14 protein-coding genes are annotated in these 17,919 nt (G+C 57.5%); 9 read left to right on the forward strand and 5 right to left on the reverse strand.

Annotated elements, in window-relative coordinates; translation table 11 throughout:
• The first annotated feature begins 44 nt into the window (after positions 1 to 44).
• The 4 genes from WA845_RS23910 (at position 45) to WA845_RS23925 (ending at position 5,516) form a co-directional block, all read left to right on the forward strand.
• Positions 45 to 2,924: a PAS domain-containing protein gene (locus tag WA845_RS23910; RefSeq protein ID WP_443111979.1), complete on the forward strand. Its 2,880-nt coding sequence runs from the start codon at positions 45 to 47 to the stop codon at positions 2,922 to 2,924.
• 104 nt (positions 2,925 to 3,028) lie between these two features.
• Entirely contained in the window at positions 3,029 to 3,415 is a 387-nt protein-coding gene (locus tag WA845_RS23915) for a response regulator (protein ID WP_337322739.1), read from the forward strand.
• Between the two features lie 227 nt (positions 3,416 to 3,642).
• Positions 3,643 to 4,557, forward strand: coding sequence for an MBL fold metallo-hydrolase (locus tag WA845_RS23920; RefSeq protein WP_337322740.1), 915 nt, complete (start codon positions 3,643 to 3,645; stop codon positions 4,555 to 4,557).
• 209 nt (positions 4,558 to 4,766) lie between these two features.
• Entirely contained in the window at positions 4,767 to 5,516 is a 750-nt protein-coding gene (locus WA845_RS23925; RefSeq protein ID WP_337322816.1) for an SDR family NAD(P)-dependent oxidoreductase, read from the forward strand.
• Positions 5,517 to 5,527: 11 nt separating this feature from the next.
• Here WA845_RS23925 and WA845_RS23930 read toward each other — a convergent pair whose 3' ends face one another.
• The 4 genes from WA845_RS23930 to WA845_RS23945 form a co-directional block, all read right to left on the reverse strand.
• Positions 5,528 to 6,376 (reverse strand): helix-turn-helix transcriptional regulator, encoded by an 849-nt coding sequence (locus WA845_RS23930; protein WP_337322741.1) that lies wholly within the window; start codon positions 6,374 to 6,376, stop codon positions 5,528 to 5,530.
• Positions 6,377 to 6,743: 367 nt separating this feature from the next.
• Positions 6,744 to 7,580, reverse strand: a complete 837-nt coding sequence (locus WA845_RS23935; protein WP_337322817.1) for an alpha/beta fold hydrolase — start codon at positions 7,578 to 7,580, stop codon at positions 6,744 to 6,746.
• Between the two features lie 751 nt (positions 7,581 to 8,331).
• The gene (locus WA845_RS23940) at positions 8,332 to 9,243 is read right to left on the reverse strand and encodes an MBL fold metallo-hydrolase (RefSeq protein ID WP_112637155.1); all 912 of its coding nucleotides are present in this window, start codon (positions 9,241 to 9,243) and stop codon (positions 8,332 to 8,334) included.
• Positions 9,244 to 9,890: 647 nt separating this feature from the next.
• Positions 9,891 to 10,475 carry a glutathione S-transferase C-terminal domain-containing protein gene (locus WA845_RS23945; protein WP_337322742.1) on the reverse strand — a complete coding sequence of 195 codons (585 nt, stop codon included), beginning with the start codon at positions 10,473 to 10,475 and terminating at the stop codon, positions 9,891 to 9,893.
• A 659-nt stretch (positions 10,476 to 11,134) separates the two neighbouring features.
• Between WA845_RS23945 and WA845_RS23950 the strand changes: the two genes are divergently transcribed.
• The 5 genes from WA845_RS23950 to WA845_RS23970 all read left to right on the forward strand — a co-directional run bounded on the left by WA845_RS23950 (position 11,135) and on the right by WA845_RS23970 (position 16,018).
• Entirely contained in the window at positions 11,135 to 11,437 is a 303-nt protein-coding gene (locus WA845_RS23950; protein WP_044460160.1) for a UBP-type zinc finger domain-containing protein, read from the forward strand.
• A gap of 13 nt (positions 11,438 to 11,450) precedes the next feature.
• Positions 11,451 to 13,118: an FAD-dependent oxidoreductase gene (locus tag WA845_RS23955; RefSeq protein ID WP_337322743.1), complete on the forward strand. Its 1,668-nt coding sequence runs from the start codon at positions 11,451 to 11,453 to the stop codon at positions 13,116 to 13,118.
• A gap of 705 nt (positions 13,119 to 13,823) precedes the next feature.
• Positions 13,824 to 14,660, forward strand: coding sequence for an alpha/beta fold hydrolase (locus WA845_RS23960; protein WP_443111980.1), 837 nt, complete (start codon positions 13,824 to 13,826; stop codon positions 14,658 to 14,660).
• Positions 14,661 to 14,758: 98 nt separating this feature from the next.
• Positions 14,759 to 15,220: a Rid family hydrolase gene (locus tag WA845_RS23965; protein WP_262622741.1), complete on the forward strand. Its 462-nt coding sequence runs from the start codon at positions 14,759 to 14,761 to the stop codon at positions 15,218 to 15,220.
• A 66-nt stretch (positions 15,221 to 15,286) separates the two neighbouring features.
• On the forward strand, positions 15,287 to 16,018 hold the full coding sequence (locus WA845_RS23970; RefSeq protein WP_262623018.1) for a gamma-glutamylcyclotransferase: 732 nt from the start codon (positions 15,287 to 15,289) through the stop codon (positions 16,016 to 16,018).
• A 1,295-nt stretch (positions 16,019 to 17,313) separates the two neighbouring features.
• Here WA845_RS23970 and WA845_RS23975 read toward each other — a convergent pair.
• Positions 17,314 to 17,913, reverse strand: coding sequence for a general stress protein (locus tag WA845_RS23975; protein ID WP_262622742.1), 600 nt, complete (start codon positions 17,911 to 17,913; stop codon positions 17,314 to 17,316).
• Positions 17,914 to 17,919 lie beyond the last annotated feature (6 nt).

The following is a 17,919-nucleotide window of genomic DNA, read 5'->3' on the forward strand; positions in this document are numbered from 1 at the left end:
CCTGGGTTCGGACGGAGATGTTCGGGCGAAACGGAGCGTTGGTCTTGAATATCGGTAGGCACATATTTGATGCATCGGGCCTTCGCGGACTGAGCGACCGGTTGCAATATGTTCCGGTTCGACCGCCCGACGCGCGTTATCTTGGATTTTTCTTTCTTTCCTATCTCGCCGGCTGTGGGTTAGCCCACCTGCTTGCAACCGTCGAGGGCATGGGAATATCAGTCTGGCCGCCGGGAGGCCTCTTTATTGTAACCCTTCTCTTTACCCAGAGGTCCACGTGGTCATGGTGGATCGCAACCGGATTGGGCGCTGAACTGACAGCGAACATTGTTTGGTTTCGCAGCCCGTCCTCCGCAGCCCTGCTGATATATGTCGGCAATGCGCTGACGGCGGTGGCCGGAGCACTGGTTGTCAAGCGCGTTCTCGGACCTGCCCCACGGTTTGACACGTTGAAAGGCGTCCTGGCCCTGCTCTTCCTCGGGGCAGGATTGGCGCCGGTTATCAGTGCAACGGCCGGGAGTTTCGCCCTTGCCCGGCTTGGCATCCCGCCGCAATCCTTCGCTACCGCGTGGGCGTTCCGGTGGCTCGGCAATGCGACAGGTGTGCTTACGGCCGCGCCGCTCGTGATAGCGGTATTCCAGAGCTGGCAGGCGGACGGCGTCATCTCGACCCGACGTTTTGGTGAGGCGGGCGCGCTTGGTCTGGTCCTGTTCGGCCTGACAGCATTTCTCGTGAAGAGTTATCTGCCATTCGCCTTCATCATTGTGCCGTTGTTACTCTGGGCAGCACTACGATTTGCGTTGCAAGGTGCGGCGATGGCCATTGCTGCACTTGTTGCACTCGCTGCCCTGTCTGCGGCGCCGGCAGCCGATCCGGCCTCTGCCAGTCATTTTGCAGAAGAGCATCGACAGTTTGTCTTGCAGCTGTTTCTGGCAGTTTCTTCTTTTTCGACCGTCGTGGTTGCAGTCGTTTCAATGCAGCAAAAACGCGCTTCGCGTACACTCGAGGAAAGTCTGGATGCACTAAGGAGGCGGGAGCGGGATTTTTCACGGCTGGTTGATCTGGTGCCGAGTTACCTGTGGCGGCTCAGTGCGCGAGGTGACCCCGTATTCTTCAGCAAAAGAGTTGTCGATTTCCTTGGCGTGCAGGTTGGTGATTACGATACCGCAGAGAAAAAAGGCCTGGCGGCCTTTATCGACGCTCTGGTTCATCAAGACGACAAGGACTCGTTTGCGGGTGCGTTACAGCACTCGATCGAAACGGGCGAACCGTTCTCACTGAAGTACCGTCTGCGCGGGGCCGACGGCGATTACCGTTGGGTCCTGGGGCGAGCCGAACCCCTACGCGACGATGACGGCGAGATTATCCAGTGGTATGGGCTTTCGCAGGATATCGAAGATCAGGTCCGGTCAGAGGCGGCTCTCCATCAAAGCAAACAGCAGCTGGAGCAAATGCTCGAAGCGGTGCCATTCAACGTATTGAGCTTCTCCCCGACCGGACAAATGACCTATGCCAGCCAGAGATACCTGAACCAGGCGGGGACGCCATCTTCTCACGTTAAGGACTTTGACGCCCTTGCTCTGGAGGTCGTCCATCCCGAGGACTTCCCCGTGATGTTTGACAGGGCCAAGCATGGGTTTGCAACGGGCGAGCCCTTCACAAATCGATTTCGCAGGATTCTCAGGGATGGATCCTACCGCTGGATCGAAGCTCGCGCACAGCCGCTGAAGGACAAAGAGGGGAACGTCCTTCAATGGTATATCGCGTCGATCGACATTGAAGAGGAGATGAAGGCCCAGGAGGCGCTGCGCGAGCGTGAACGCTTCTTGTGGCAATTGGTGGAAACGTTACCGGCGATGATTGACTGCGCGGCCCCCGATGGAGAGCCGCTCTACCGCAGCCAGCAACTCAGGGAGTTCCTGGGATATAATCTGGATGCGCTGGATGGCAGCGGAAAATCCCGTCTGGACGGAACGCTTGACGCAGGTGTGCATCCGGACGATGTGGCAGGGGTTAAACAACAGTATCACCAATGTCTGTCGACAGGCGAGCCCTATGCCCGTCGGCATCGGTTGCGCCGCCACGATGGTGAGTATCGCTGGGTCGAAACCCGCGCCGCTCCGATGCGGACCGAGACGGGAGAAATTGTGCAGTGGAATGTCATCTGTCTCGATATCGACGGAGAGGTTCGCGCCCAGGAAAACCTTCGCATGGCGCAGGACAGTCTGGCGCGCGCCAGCCAGGCGGCCAGTCTCGCTGAACTCTCTGCATCCATAGCACATGAGGTCAACCAGCCACTTGCGGCCGTAATGAATTACTCAAATGCGTGCCAGCGCTGGATGACGATGAACCCTCCGAACATCGACCGGGCAAAAAAAGCGGTTGATCGCATTATTCACAGCGCTAACGCGGCCGCCGACGTCGTCAGCCGTATTCGTGCCCTGTTTAAGCAGGACAGAAACACGCGAGACTGTACCTCCCTCGACGAAATTGTGTTCGAGATGCGCGATCTTGTTTCGTTCGAAGCCGCACGACGGGGTATTCGCATCGAGCTTGATCTCGAGATCGGTTTGATGCTCAAGCCCTTTGACCGCGTCCAGATACAGCAGGTCGTCATGAACCTCGTCCGCAACGCGATGGACGCAATGGCACCCGTCTCGACGAGGAAAACTGTGACGGTCAAGGTATACGGAACGGGTGACGAGGTACGGGTTTCCGTCATCGATCGGGGCCGGGGCGTTCAGTTTCCGGCCAAAATCTTCGAACCCTTTTTCACAACAAAAGATCATGGAATGGGTATGGGCCTTTCAATATCCCGCTCGATTGTGGAAGCGCATGGCGGCCAGCTATGGGCTGAAAGAAATGAACCGCACGGCGCGAACTTCATTTTCAGCTTGCCTGCTGCACAGATCGACCTCGGTTAGTCGTGGCGGTAAGGCGTGCAAGCGAACGTTATCCGGGCAAGGGACGTTGGCTAAAAGATCGAAAGATAGCGAATACGGGAGTGCCGCGGTCTATGGAGGAGAGAATGAACCCAGGCGCGGCAGTGATTGCAGTCGTCGACGATGATCCCCAGGTGCTGGAATCCCTTCAGGAACTGCTCGAATCCGCCGAGTTCATCCCAAGAACCTTTTCGTCGGGCGCAGCGCTTATGGCGGAAGGAATGGCAGACATAGACGTCCTGATAACCGACATTGGGCTGCAAGATATGGACGGTTTCGAGTTGCAGGCCTGTGTGGAGGATCACTACCCTCATATACCGGTATTCCTGATAAGCGGGCGACACGAGAAACTCTATCGGAAATCATTCGGGCCCGAGAGGCCTGTTCTGCGAAAGCCGTTCGACGGAAATGCGTTGCTGGAGGCAATCCGGCAAGCTCTTACGAAACGGGACCGCAGTTCGATCCGTTCATAGATGGCATGGCCTGCAATTAAGTGCGGTGTCCTACGCGGATCGCGCAGGTGCAATATGCAAAAGTCTAGCCTGACCTCATAGACCGTCCAGTCGACCGCCCCCGGACAGCCGCATAAACTGGGCGCGCAGTCTCGTGTCCATACGTTTCCTGTTCCGAAACAGGGGTTCCGGCCACAACCGCTGACTGCCGCAAAATTCCGCTTATTCGAACCAAACAGGAGACAAGCATGAACGCAAGTACCGCTTTACGCGCGAAAGTTGGAACAGAGGAACTGGTTCCGTCGCGCTATGCCGTTCAAATCGGTGATATTGAAGTCCTGGTCATCAGCGATGGCGTTCTTCCGCTTCCGACGAAGATGCTCGGTCACAATGCCGACGCTTCCGAGCGCGCCGCATGGCTGGACGAGATGTTTCTGCCACCAGACGCTTTCGACTGGTCGCTGAACGTCGTCCTTGTTCGTCGCGGTGAGCAAACAATACTGATCGATGCAGGTCTTGGGCTCGACCCCGATCTCAACCTGCCAAGAGCAGGACAGGTGATCAGACGGCTCGAAGCGGCGGGAGTGGACCTTCGATCCGTCACCGACGTCGTTATCACGCATATGCATATGGATCATGTCGGCGGCCTTCTCGTCGAAGGTGTTAAAGAAAGGCTCCGGCCGGACCTGCGCATCCATCTCGCTGCTGCTGAACTAAGCTTCTGGGAAAATCCCGATTTCACGCACGTGAACATGCCCCAGGGTTTCCCTGACGCGCTCCGTGCGACAGCGAAGAAGTTCGCCTCGGAGTATCGGGAATTCATCCAGACTTTCGTCGACGAATATGAGGTCGCGCCGGGTGTCGTAGTTCACCGCACGGGCGGACACACGCCGGGACACAGTGTGGTGCGTGTTTCGTCGGGAAGTGACCGGTTGACCTTTGCGGGTGACGCGATTTTCGCCGTCGGCTTTGATCATCCCGACTGGTACAACGGTTTCGAGCACGATCCGGAGGAGGCTGCGCGCGTTCGGCTCAAACTCCTGAGGGAGTTGGCCGACAGTGGCGAGCAGCTGGTCGCCACGCATCTTCCATTTCCTTCGGTCGGGCGAGTGGCGACAGACGGCGACGCGTTCCGCTGGGTCCCGGTTTTCTGGGATTACTGACCAAACAAACCGGAATGAGGGGGCCGCACGCGATCGACCTGGCGCCGTCGCGTGCGGCCTTTGCTGTTTGACCAGTCGTTCAGCCACCGATCGGTGTCATTGACCGACCGGCGGGCCGCGGAAGCGGAAAGTTGCTCCCGCTGCCGCCATCCCGGCGCGCGCCTTTCGCCGCCGGTGAACTCACTTCTATCTTAATGGGAAACAGAGACATGCAGCATCTGAGTGGCAAAGTCGTTGTAATAACCGGCGGTAATAGCGGGATCGGCAGGGCGACCGCTCAACTCTTCGCAGAGGAAGGCGCCGAGGTGATTATCACGGGACGGCGAGCGGACGTGGTAAAACAGGCAGTTGATGAAATCGGCCACGGTGCGGCGGGTTTCGTCGGCGACAGTGCTGATCTCGACCATCACAGGAGACTTGCCGACTTCGTCGCCGGAAAATTTGGCCGGTTGGATGTCTACATGGCCAACGCCGGTATCATTAATCTGACGACGTCAGCCGACGTGACGCCGGAGGACTATGATCGGCATTTTGCCATCAACACGCGAGGGGTGTTTTTCGGAGTACAGGCCATGTTGCCATTGATACGGGATGGTGGAAGCATCATCGTGACCAGCTCCCTTGCCGCGACCAAGGTGCTGCCCGAACACACGGTCTATGCCGGCTCCAAGGCGGCTGTCGCAGCCTTTGCGCGGAACTGGGCGATCGAGCTGAAACCGAGGAGGATCCGGGTCAATATCCTGAGCCCTGGGCCCGTTGAGACAGCAATCCTGGAAAAGTTGGGCGTTCCCGAAACCCTGCTCCCAGCGTTCGAGGAGCAGATGGCGTCTCTTATTCCTGCCGGTCGCATGGGGCGACCGGAAGAACTTGCGCGTGCGGCCCTTTTTCTTGCCTCGGACGCGGGGAGCTTTGTCAACGGCATCGAACTTCACGTTGACGGAGGCATGACGCTCGTATGAGCCGGACTGGCTCAAAGAACTTCATTTCGCCATTCGCTCGGCGTTAGTCCCGTGTGACGTTTAAATGCGACGCTGAATGCGGTCAGCGTCGCATAGCCCAGTTGTCCCGCAACGTCTGTTATCAGCACGCGCGGGTCCCGAAGCATTCCCATCGCTTGCTCCAGCCGCCTCTCCCGCAGCCACTCATGCGGGCTCACCCCCGTACTTTTCTTGAATGCCCGGCAAAAATGGAACCGCGACAGGTTCGCTTCGGCGGCGAGCGCCCCGAGTGAGAAGTCCAGTTCGTCGTCCGATGACAGCCGTTCCAGGACTGTTCGCAACACGTGCGGAGCAAGGCCCCCCGAGGCTCTCCCCGGATCTTCGGCTGCATGATCGGGACCCTTTAGAAGATGAACCGCGATCAGTGACGTGATCTGCTGGCGATAAAGCGCCTCCAGGAAGGAGGGATTGTCCGGCGATCCAAGCGATCTTTCCAGGAGCGCCGCCAGGAACGCGTCGGGCCGGGCCGTGATCTCGATCAGCGTGCGAGTAGATCCCGGACATTCCTGCGCGATGTGATCGAGCAGTTGGGGTGCCATATAGAGCTGGACGATATCCATCGGACCATGGATGTTCCAACGGGAACTGGAGCCAGCGGGTATGACGGTGATGGTGCCTCTACGCCCCATGGCGGAGCGGTGGTCTCTCCCGGAGACGCGTTCGAGGCGTTGCATCGCGCCGAGATAGGTCATTACGACATGGTCGGACATCGGCTTTACGACATCGTGAAACGCTTGATGTTTCCAGCGGGCTAAACGGGTCTCGAAAGGGTCGTGAATATTGAGGGATTCAATCGGCGGGGTTCGCAGCACTCGCTCCATTTCCATGTCCGCTGGAACGCCCGACGCAGATTGGCCGGCGTAGCTGCTCGTCGCCTTACCTGTTTCTGATTGACGGAAATTTGTCCTTAGGCGAACCACGTGCGCGTCCTTCTATCGGCTCCATGTCGAGAACGAGAAAGAACGATACGGGACAGCGCGCCGATGAGGTATCATCCAACAGCCTAGGTTCATCTCGGCGATCGTGGAGCGAGGCTATCCGGATACGAAGAGAGCTTCCCCCATTGCACGAGTGTCCCATGTCCGATGGTGTCAGAATTGGCGTTTGCTATATGAACAGTGATATCCCTGTGAGATGACTGTCTGGCGCGGGGAGGCGGTGTCAGATCGCGCACCGCCTCCCGACAGTTCAGCTTTTGACAAAAGCGAGGAGGTCCGTGTTAATCAGTTGCGAGTGCGTTGTGCACATGCCGTGGGGGAGACCTTCGTAAACCCTCAGGGTAGAGCGCTTCAGCAATTTCGCGGACAGCGGAGCGGAATTGGCGAGAGGAACGATCTGGTCGTCCCCTCCATGCATAACAATTGTCGGGACAGTGATTGTTTTCAGATCCTGCGTGAAGTCGGTTTCCGAAAATGCCTTGATGCCGAGGTAGTGCGCATTCGCGGCGCCCATCATCCCCTGCCGCCACCAGTTTTGGATGATAGCATCAACGGGTTTAACGCCGTCTCTGTTGAATCCATAAAACGGGCCACTCGACAGATCAAAGTAGAACTGGGACCGATTGGCGGCAAGCTGGGCACGAAGGTCGTCAAAAGCCTCTATCGGAAGGCCTCCGGGGTTATTGCTCGTCTTGACCATTATCGGCGGTACAGCACCGATGAGAGCCAACTTCGCCACCCGACCCTGAGGCTGCCCATGTCTGGCGACGTAATGGGCGGCTTCGCCGCCGCCAGTGGAGTGACCGATGTGGATCGCGTTGCGAAGATCGAGATGCATTGCGAGCGCGGCGACGTCAGCAGCGTAATGGTCCATGTCGTGGCCGGTACCGGTTTGGCTCGATCGTCCGTGGCCACGCCGGTCATGTGCAATCACACGATATCCTTTGCCGAGGAAGAACAGCATCTGCGTATCCCAATCGTCAGCGCAAAGCGGCCACCCGTGGTGGAAGACCAACGGCTGGGCGTCCCTGGGACCCCAGTCCTTATAAAAAATGTCGACGCCGTCGGCGGTGGTCACATAATTCATTTGACGATTGCTGCCCTCGATTGCGGCGGCTGCGACGTCAACTGTCTTTGCAATTGCCCGGGCCGGCGCGGTTGCAACCAGCGGCGCGGACAGGCCCAGCAGCAGCAAGTTGCGCCGAAAAGGTACCGGAGGTGCAACAAGAGTGTCGTGGTAGGGTGTTCGAGTGGTGCGAAGGGTGTCAGGCATGGCCATCTCCTTTTGTGAGGCTGTTTACGGAGACATTTTTAGGCGAGACAAGAAGGACGCGACCTTGCCGGATTGCTGTGTGTGTTGCTTGATTGCGGAATTTGCAGCGAAAACATTCCAGCATCCGATCGCCTACCGCCCCGCTGCCCAGGTTTCGTTCCACGGCTGTAAGGGAACTTGGCAAAATTGCCCAAGATTCGGGTAGGGACCGGTTGACGACTCGGCTTTTGACGAATTGGTGGACCTTCATCATCAGTCAAGGCGGGGTGCCGCGTGGCGCGGTATGAATGACAATCTCCAGGCAAAGGAAGAGGGCAGGTTTCCTACCTGACGTTCGGCTAAACGTATAGGCATTCATCCAGGTTGCATGTGCACTACAGCAAGAGCTGCAATCAGAACTCACCGGCCACGCCTTAGCGGGCCCATGGCTCTTGACTTGCTTCTTGTAGATATCCCGCGGGGTGTGAAAGCAGGCGCGCGCTCACAAGCGGTCGGCCGTGCATTCAAAAAAAACGCCGCCCTGCGATGCGGCAGGACGGCAGGGAATCGTTATGACTGCTGTTGATCAGTAGTCCCAGGGTGCCGGCACCCAACGATACAGCTTTTCAGAAGGTGCGACCCGTCCCAGGGATGGAAATGGCAAGTGTGTCGACACAAGCCACGACCCCGTTCCGGCCAGTTCCGCCATAAGCCGAAGGCGGACATTTGTAGCCTCCTCGGGGTCATGCTCAAATCCATTATGCCATTCAGGATGGTCAAAGGAGACAGGGAACAATGCATCCCCTCCAAACATCAGTTTTTCGCCATTCGAAGAGATACGCACCACGCTGTGGCCCGGAGTGTGGCCGCCGGTCTTCGTGGCCACGACACCAGGCGCGATCATTGTCTCGTGTTCGAAGGTCATCAGGTTATCTGCGTAGACCGAGAGAAATTCTCTTGAGGCACTGCGTGCAAGCTCCGCAAGATCCGGTGGCATCGCAGTGCGCGAAAAGTCAGGGTTCGTCCAAAACGCGGCTTCCGCCGCGGACAGATGAACGCGAACGTCTCGTGCAAGGCGATCCCTCACGCCTTGTACGAGAAGGCCTCCAACGTGATCGAAGTGCATGTGCGTCAGCACCACATCGGTTACCGATGCCAGATCGACGCCCGCCGCTTCAAGTCGCGCAACAAACTGGCCTGCCCGAGGAAAGCTGGGGTACTCTTCGCCTAAACCGCTATCGATAAGTATTGTCTGATCGCCGCTACGGACGACAACGGCGTTCAAGGCCCAGTCGAAAGCGTCGTGATCGAGAAACCGTTCATCAAGCCAGGCATTGCGGGTTTTTGGATCCGCGTTCGTGGCCATGGACTCTGCAGGAGGCGTCAGGATTCCATCGCTTATGATGATCACTTCGATGTCGCCAACGTTAACAACATACCGGGACGGGACTATCTCGTCTCGCGCGGTCCTAAGGTTCTTGTTGAGTTTGGAATGCATTGTTTGCTCCGGTAAGAGGACGATAAATGAAAGGCTTGCGTCGCGTTCAGGACGTTGCAAGCTACCGTCATTTTAGTCTTCCCCAAGGAGCGTGTGAGCTCGACACGGGTATCGTTGCCTACCACCAAAGCGCTACTCGGCTTCAAGCTTGGCGATGCTGTCCGACATTTTTCAAGGAGAAAAACTGTGCTTACTGTGTGCTTCTGACGTCTCTTATTAGACAGCCGGCGGGAGTCGATCGGTCATTGGTGCCCACGCAAATTGCAGATCCGTATAATGCGACGCGGCCCGTCGACCTGCGTTGCGAGTTATGGCGCTCGCGCACTCAAGGCTTTCATCCGCCAAACCGCCGTATCACAACCTCTCGCGGCGGATGACCTGGTTTGTCACGGGCCTTCCCCGCCAGAGACATGCCGGGCCGTCACCGACAGCTATTGAGGACATTGAAAACCGCGAACCCCACGGCACTCTCTGTGCGCGGCTGCCCGTTCCTGCCGCTGAACCACAGGTCGACGTCAGACGGCACCATCAGGTCTGAAGGCGGAAACACGCCGGGTTCGGGTCCGGCAGAAACGTCCCTGGTCCGGCGGCACTGCGGATTTGGCCCGGGCACTAACTGGCGCTGATGGTTTAGCGCCAGCAGTTTGTCAGTTGAGGCCCTCTGCAGCCATAGCTGCACCAATGCTGGGACGCCCCTTTAGCATTTCCCGATACTCAACGAGATGCGTCTCCACATCGAGCGAATAACGTTCTGCCCACAACAGCATCACAAACAGATAGAAGTCCGCGACAGTGGGATTGTCTCCAAAAAGAAACTCGCCTTTGAAGTTGCGCGACAGGAAACCGAATCTTGGTCGCAACGATGCCTCGGCACGCGCAACCTCCTCGGCACCTCGATGAGACCAGAGGGATTCGAAGCCCTGATGCAACTCCGATGAGATGAAAGCGAGGGTCTCGAGCAGCCGTGTTCTTCCAAGTGGTCCGCCAACGCCCAGGCTTGGATACATTGCGGCGACCCAGTCGAGAATTGCGACATTCTCGCTGATAACATCTCCGCTGTCCAAGACCAGAGCTGGTACGTACCCTTTCGCGTTGATCTGCCTGAAGTCTTCACCAGAAGACGTCATTTTGGTTTGAAGATCAACGCGCTCGATCTGGAAATCGGCACCCGCTTCTCGGAGAGCTATATGGTCTGAAAGGCTGCATGCACCGGGATAGTAGTATAGTTTCAAGCGAACACTCCTCTTCGATATTAAAAGGAGCGACTGTCAAATTGGTTTGGCCGCTCCTGCACCTCGGAGACTATTGCGCCTGCCACGGTCTGGTAATTAGCCCGGAGGTTAGAGTGATGTAGTCCTGGTGTATGTACGACAGGGCAGCCGGGAGATGGTTACGCTGCGCAGCGCGTGCTTCCCCGATCGTAGGTGCCAAAAGCTTATAACGACGCGGACGTGTCAGTTATAAGTGTTTGGCAAGAACTTATAACCAGCGCGATCCGCCGAGGCGGACCGTCGTAAACTTCTCCAGCAACATTGCGCGGTTGATCTGAGCGGAGACATGCGAGTTCGGCTTAGAAGCAGCAACTCGTTGCCATCTGGGTGGCGACTTGGCCGGATGCCGGTGGCACCCGCCTTTCGCTCCGGTACGCTGATCAGACCATCAACGACCTACACCATAGTCTGGTATCGCACTCCCGCTTAGGAGGGCATAACCTCGTCATCGATGAGCGACATCGGCGGGACCAATGAGCGATCGATTGCATCAAGGAGCCTTGCACATGAACCCGGATCCCCATCGCACGGCGTGGACGGGCGTCACTGGGCGCTGAGGAATGGTAAATGAGTTCTCAACAACTGGGATACTCTCATTGGTATGATGATGGAGCGCGGTCATGAGCGGATGCAACCACAAATCCACACTCCGGTCGGTCACTCCGAGGACGCTCGGTTGCGAGGAGTGCCTCAAGGAGAACATGGAGTGGTTCCACTTGCGGATCTGCCGTCAATGCGGCCACGTCGGCTGCTGTGATCAATCGGTCGGCAAGCATGCGACCTTGCACTTTCACGAGACCGGCCATCCCATCATAGAAGGTTACGATCCTCCTGAAGGTTGGGGCTGGTGCTATATCGACGAGGTATTCGTGGACCTGCCCGACCAGACGCCCCAACGCGGCCCGATTCCCCGCTACTACTGAGATTGGAAAAGGTATGACCGCCGCAGGCTCACGTGAACACCAGATGTTTCCGGCACTCGATCCGCAACAGATTGCGACGGCAAGACGTTTCGCTGATGACGAACCGCGGTACTTTCTGCCCGGTGAGATGATTTTCAATGTCGGCGAGAGGCACGCACCCGCCTGGCTGGTGCTCGAAGGATCGATTGAGGTTTTGCGCCAGGACGGCCTATCATCCAGCGTTCCCGTGACCCGACATACGACGGGTCAATTTTCCGGAGAGGTCAGCCAGCTGTCGGGCAGGCCATCCCTGGCGAGTGGGCGTGCCGGTACGGAGGGGTGCATGGCCGTTTCATTCGACGCCCCGCATCTTAGAGCTCTGATCATCGGCACCGCCGACATCGGAGAGATCGTGATGCGCGCGTTTATATTGCGGCGCGTCGCCCTGGTAGATCAGGGCGGTGCCGGTTCGGTACTGGTAGGTCAACCGGGCAGTGCTGACCTTATCCGCCTTCAAGGCTTTCTGGCGCGAAGCGGATATCCGTATGTCGCGCTTGACGCTGACGCCGACGGACAAGGCCGCGATCTTGTCCATCGACTGGGTATTTTGAGAGAAGAACTGCCACTGATGGTGTGCCCCGGCGGAGCCATTCTGAAGAATCCGACAGACAACGAGGCCGCAGTTTGTCTGGGCGTCGCACAGGAGATCGTTTCCGGTGCCGTCTATGACGTTGCGATCATCGGCGCCGGCCCGGCCGGCCTGGCGGCCGCCGTCTACGCGGCCTCCGAAGGTTTGAGTGTCCTGGCGATTGACGAACGATCCGCAGGCGGCCAGGCGGGAGCGTCCGCACGGATCGAAAACTACCTTGGCTTCCCTGCAGGGATTTCCGGGCAAGATCTTGCGGCGCGTGCCTTCAACCAGGCGATAAAATTCGGGGTCGAGGTTGCTTTGCCCATCCCCGTTATTGACCTGCGGGTTGTTCAATCACCATGGGGAACCGGTTCGATATTGCGGCTGGGTCTCGATGGCGAACGGAGCGTCGATGCGCGAACCGTGGTGATCGCGTGCGGGGCGCGTTATCGCCGCCCGCAGTTGGCAAATCTCGCCGAATTCGAAGGGTCGGGTGTCTCCTATTGGGCGTCTCCTATCGAGGCAAAACTATGCGAAGGTGAAGAGGTCGTACTCGTCGGAGGGGGGAACTCGGCGGGGCAGGCAATTGTCTTCCTTGCTCCCAAGGTCCGGCAGCTCCATGTTGTTGTCCGAAGACCCCTCAAAGATACGATGTCAAGCTATCTTATTGACCGTATCGGGGCGCTGTCCAATGTCGAAATCCATGTCGACAGCGAGATTGTTGGCCTTGAGGGAGACCGCTCGACTGGTCTGAGCGGGGCCGTGATGCGACACCGTCAATCCAGTGGTGAGCGAACCTTCAGGGTCCGGCATCTTTTCCTGTTCATTGGCGCTGATCCGAACACGTCATGGTTACGCTCCGGTGTGGACGTCGACGACAAAGGATTCATTCTGACGGGGAGAGCTTCTTCTGTGCGCACATCCGTTCTTCCGCTCGAGACGAGTCTTCAAAACGTGTTTGCGATTGGTGACGTCAGGGCAGGGTCCACCAAGCGTGCCGCCGCCGCCGTGGGCGAAGGTGCCGCTGTAGTCTCTCAGATTCATGAGAGTCTTGGCCGGCAGCCCGGTTGAATTAACCCGGATCAATCCGTCCGGCACACTGAAGACTGATGACGGCAGACGGTTGCTTCGTTTCCTCCCTTGTCGTTGACCCGTCGGCCGCCGTGACAACACGCTTGCATCGCGCGGTGTCCTCTCCGGCTATATTCAAGAGGTTCTCAATTCTGTGCGCGGACAAAACCTGTCTTTCGCTTCGTACTGTCTGTCCGTGGGTCCAGGCAAACTCCAGTCATTTTCTGATCGCGGTGGTGCAACGGGCCATTTTTTGTTGAGTCTCCAAGCTTGATAAAGGATATCGTGCTCCCGTAAAACGGCGACGAAGAGACTTGGCATCTGCCTGTTCCCGGGGCCATCGGCAGAGGTAAGCGCATTCCCCAATTCCGCAGCCCCGATATCATATTCCTCAATCCGAATGAGACTGCGCATTCAGGTTTGCGCGCATTGTTGCAAATTGTGAAATAAACTCGACACTATTCAATCAATTGTTGATGTGCGGCTCTCACGGCAATATCGCTGCTGTCAGACGAACACAGCGTCGCCTGACGTTTTCAAACCGAAATCGCAGGACGCGAGATGACCACGAATTTCACATCTTTCACACGCCGGAACGTGTTGCTGACCGCAGGTACGGCCGTTGCCGTTACAGCGATGTCTCCCGTTTTCGGCTTCGCAGCCAAGAGTGATTCCGCCACTACCGCCACCGAAGGAACCAAGACCATGAGCACTGTGACAACCAGGGACGGCACTGAGATTTTCTACAAGGACTGGGGCCCGAAGGATGCCCAGCCGATCGTTTTCCACCATGGCTGGCCGCTGTCGTCCGATGACTGGGATGCCCAGATGCTGTTCTTCGTATCCAAGGGTTTTCGTGTTGTCGCCCATGACCGCCGTGGTCATGGCCGTTCCGCCCAGGTTGCCGATGGTCACGACATGGACCACTACGCCGCCGACGCCTTTGCCGTCGTTGAAGCACTCGATCTGAAGAATGCCGTGCATATCGGCCATTCCACCGGCGGCGGCGAAGTTGCCCGTTATGTCGCCAAGCATGGCGAACCCGCCGGCCGTGTCGCCAAGGCGGTTCTCGTTTCCGCCGTGCCGCCAATCATGGTCAAGACCAAGGCCAATCCGGAAGGTCTCCCGATGGAGGTTTTTGACGGCTTCCGCTCAGCGCTTGCCGCAAACCGTGCGCAGTTCTTCCGTGATGTCCCGGCAGGCCCGTTCTATGGCTTCAACCGCGACGGCGCGACCGTGCATGAAGGCGTGATCCAGAACTGGTGGCGTCAGGGCATGATGGGTGGTGCAAAGGCCCATTACGACGGCATCAAGGCCTTCTCGGAAACCGACCAGACCGATGACCTGAAGAATATCAGCGTTCCGACGCTGGTCCTGCACGGTGAAGACGACCAGATCGTTCCGATCGCCGACTCCGCCCTGAAATCGGTGAAGCTGCTGAAAAACGGCACACTGAAGACCTATCCCGGCTTCTCGCATGGCATGCTCACCGTCAATGCCGATGTGCTGAACGCCGATCTCCTGGCCTTCATCCGGTCCTGACCACATCGCGGGAACTTGTCGTTCCCCCATACCCCCCGTCTCCCAAATTCAAATATTCATACGCGCGGAAAGCGTTACTTCACGATTGGAAACTAATCATGTCGACCACCAAATCTGTCAGGAAAATCGTAAACCACGGCGTGGCCTGGGAGCAGGCTTTCGGATACGCGCAGGCTGTCCAGATCAAGGACACGATCTATATCTCGGGACAGCTCAGCCACGATGGCGATGGAAAGCTCGTGGCGCCTGCCACCCTTGACGCCGGGGGCCGGCCAGTCGACTTCACCCAGATGGAAGACCAGATCCGTCAGACTTACGTCAATGCGAGGAAACTGCTCGCTGAGTTCGGCGCCACACTCGATGACGTTGTGGAAGAGACACTTTTTGTTCTCGACATCCCGAGCGCGTTCGCAGCCGGAGCCAAGGTTCGCAAGGAGATGTACGGTACAGACACGCCGCCGGTAGCAAGCAACCTGATCGGAGTAAGCGCGTTGGCCTTCCCTGAACAGATCGTGGAGATCACGTTCCGCGCGGTGGTCGACGTCCCGCCCGCCTCATAAAGGCAGCAGCCGCTCCAAACGCCACCCGTGAACTCGGCGGCGAACATCTCAGGACAGGTTTTCCGAATGCCGAGAACATCTTCCGTCAAAACACGAGTGCCGGCGACCTTGCATCTGACCTCGGAACTCGTTGCCAGGTCGTTCAGGGTCGTCGAAGAGGAAGGCCCGGAGCCAGACTGGACGCCAATCTCGCCCGAAGAACTCGACGAACTTGTCCAGCGGGTAGAGAAGCAAGCTGGTGAAGAGGAAATCTGGATATTCGCCTATGGTTCACTGATGTGGAACCCCGGATTTGAAGTGGCGGGCATGGAAAACGCCGTCGTCCACGGTTGGCATCGTGCGTTCTCGCTAAGGATCGAACGGCTTCGTGCCACCTCGGACGCGCCGGGTCTGATGCTCGCCCTTCAGCCAGGGGGAAGCTGTTCCGGCGTGGTTCTCAAGCTTCCATGTGCTACAAAGAAACGAGATATCCGGAACCTTCTGGCGCGCGAAATCCGGTATGCTGAGGTGTCTGACATGGTACGTTGGGTCACGGTCAAAACACCTGCGGGCGCCCGTCAGGTACTAACGTTCTGGGCAAGCCCGAAGCGGTCGTCGCTGACCGGCAAGGTGCCTCTCAATGAGGCCGCCGCGTTGATCGCCCAAGCGTGCGGGCCGGCCGGCTCCTGCGCGGAATATCTGCATCGCACGGTTCTTGATCTGGCGGAGCGCAACATTTTCGACCGAAATCTCTGGCAGTTGCAAAAACTTGTCGCGGAAAAGCTTGAAGCTCTCCCGCGACAGGCTCATCCTGCATGACCATATATGCGGCCCGTTTCTTGAAGAGTTTTGAGCAGGCGATATTGCTGATCTGGATAGTAGATAGTAGAGGGTCAGAAATAAAACCGGCGCCCAATCCTTGAAAAAGCATGAACAAAGGTCCGCCCGCCTATCACCTTTATCAACGTCAGCAATTAATGCCGGCGGGTTAATTAAGCGCGCGTTTTTACATCTGTTGCTTGATCAAATGAAATACGCCTTGCTTAAATAAGAGTATCGACCGCAAGCCGTGTCATCGTGTTCTGCTTTCTACGGTCTCCCTCGATTGCAGGCCAAGGCATTGCGCGCTCACCTCAATTTTCTGGTATTTCGACAGACCAAAGGTTCGGTTTTCGTCAAGACGCCTACAGGCGCCAATGGTGTCGCGGGCGCCCCACCGACGAACGCGGTGGGCGAGTGCCAGAAGCCCATGAAAAGGTCAGAAGGCCGGTTGCCGTACGGCTCACGTTCTCCTCGCTGGTGTCAGAAGCTGCTCATTACGCGCCCTCCGTTCACGAGCGGAGGCTGTCGGGATCTTAAATGCAGGCACGGGGAAATTTTTCATCATCGACAGGAGAGCGGCAGCGCAAAATTAGTGTCGTTCCAGGCCGCGGCTGGCCTGGTGCGATTTTGAGGATGTGCCCGCATTTTGCGCGCCATGATGAACCCATTTGAAGAACGGCATGAAATGACAAGCAGGGTGAGGATTGAAACGAGCATCTGAATTGGACGTTAGTGACGAAAAATCCGACCTGAATCTGTGTATACCTGCGCGACGCAATGTCACGATCGCAGTTAGAGTTTATTAATTGTGCCAGGGGCGAGCGTTACTTCGCTGTCCGAACTTGCGAACCAATTTGTCTGCGCTGCAATCACTGTGATCAGCATGGCCGCAAATATTGTAGACAAGGTGACGATCATGAAAAGTTTCGGAAAATGTCAGTGTCTCCGACGCGGGCGCGCGGACGCTGTACAAGCCGCGCCACATTATAATTGACGGTAATTATCAAAACTTGGTTTGCAGTATTCCTTGCGTGAACGGACGGTACCGAAAGGGGATCCGGGCGAAATTACAAGGTTGCATGCCGAGAGATATCACGAAGGGGTAAGTGGCACTTACAGCCGACTGGCTGTTCCGCTTACGAATTCTGCATACTAATTAGAGCGGGTGGAATGACATCTCTGCCGCAGACCGTTAAATTAATCGCGGCAATTTTCTGGTATACGAGATCTTTATCAAAGGTGGTATCGGGCGGCAATAGAGGGGCACCACCGTGGCGCCCCTCCTGAAACTCTCACATACCATTGCCGCGATAGCGAAGTCGTTCCTGTTCGATCTTTTCGGCCTCGTAAGGCGACAGCGTTTCGTCGAAATGCGTCCATCCTTGCTTCTCGTACGCGGCGCGACGTTCTGTCGGATCGACCCAATTCGAGCGTTTGAGAATGGCTTCAGCCTCCGGCGCCAAGGCGTCATCTACCTTTGCGGTGACGAGGGTGCCACCCCGGCGGACGCCTTCCGCGTAGAAGTGGGCATCTCGTTCCGGGACGCCAGAGCTCGTCAGTGCGCCAATAATCCCGCCAGCGGCCCCACCTGCAACCGCACCGGCTGCCGCGCCCGCTGCAGTCGATGCAAGCCAGCCAGCTGCAACGACCGGACCGACGCCCGGAATGGCCATCAAGCCAAGGCCGGTGAGCAGGCCGCCCGCGCCGCCGACGACCGCACCGATCCCCGCGCCAGTTCCGGCCCCTTCTGCGGCATTCGACTCTTCGTGCCGCCGATCGCCGTTATTGGAAACGATACTGATATCGCTGGATGGTACGCCCTGAGCTTCTAGTTCACTGACGGCGGAACTTGCGTCTGCGTAATCGTCAAAAAGTCCGGTAACAGTTCTCATAACATC

The organism is Agrobacterium sp. CMT1, from assembly GCF_037203725.1.
Taxonomy (GTDB): domain Bacteria; phylum Pseudomonadota; class Alphaproteobacteria; order Rhizobiales; family Rhizobiaceae; genus Agrobacterium; species Agrobacterium pusense.

Bases quoted from the DNA above. Each gene is read 5' to 3' on its own strand.
- WA845_RS23915 (WP_337322739.1), top strand. From the start codon at position 3,029: ATGAACCCAGGCGCGGCAGTGATTGCAGTCGTCGACGATGATCCCCAG.
- WA845_RS23920 (WP_337322740.1), top strand. From the start codon at position 3,643: ATGAACGCAAGTACCGCTTTACGCGCGAAAGTTGGAACAGAGGAACTG.
- WA845_RS23925 (WP_337322816.1), top strand. From the start codon at position 4,767: ATGCAGCATCTGAGTGGCAAAGTCGTTGTAATAACCGGCGGTAATAGC.
- WA845_RS23930 (WP_337322741.1), bottom strand. From the start codon at position 6,376: ATGGAGCGAGTGCTGCGAACCCCGCCGATTGAATCCCTCAATATTCAC.
- WA845_RS23935 (WP_337322817.1), bottom strand. From the start codon at position 7,580: ATGAATTATGTGACCACCGCCGACGGCGTCGACATTTTTTATAAGGAC.
- WA845_RS23940 (WP_112637155.1), bottom strand. From the start codon at position 9,243: ATGCATTCCAAACTCAACAAGAACCTTAGGACCGCGCGAGACGAGATA.
- WA845_RS23950 (WP_044460160.1), top strand. From the start codon at position 11,135: ATGAGCGGATGCAACCACAAATCCACACTCCGGTCGGTCACTCCGAGG.
- WA845_RS23955 (WP_337322743.1), top strand. From the start codon at position 11,451: ATGACCGCCGCAGGCTCACGTGAACACCAGATGTTTCCGGCACTCGAT.
- WA845_RS23960 (WP_443111980.1), top strand. From the start codon at position 13,824: ATGAGCACTGTGACAACCAGGGACGGCACTGAGATTTTCTACAAGGAC.
- WA845_RS23965 (WP_262622741.1), top strand. From the start codon at position 14,759: ATGTCGACCACCAAATCTGTCAGGAAAATCGTAAACCACGGCGTGGCC.
- WA845_RS23970 (WP_262623018.1), top strand. From the start codon at position 15,287: ATGCCGAGAACATCTTCCGTCAAAACACGAGTGCCGGCGACCTTGCAT.
- WA845_RS23975 (WP_262622742.1), bottom strand. From the start codon at position 17,913: ATGAGAACTGTTACCGGACTTTTTGACGATTACGCAGACGCAAGTTCC.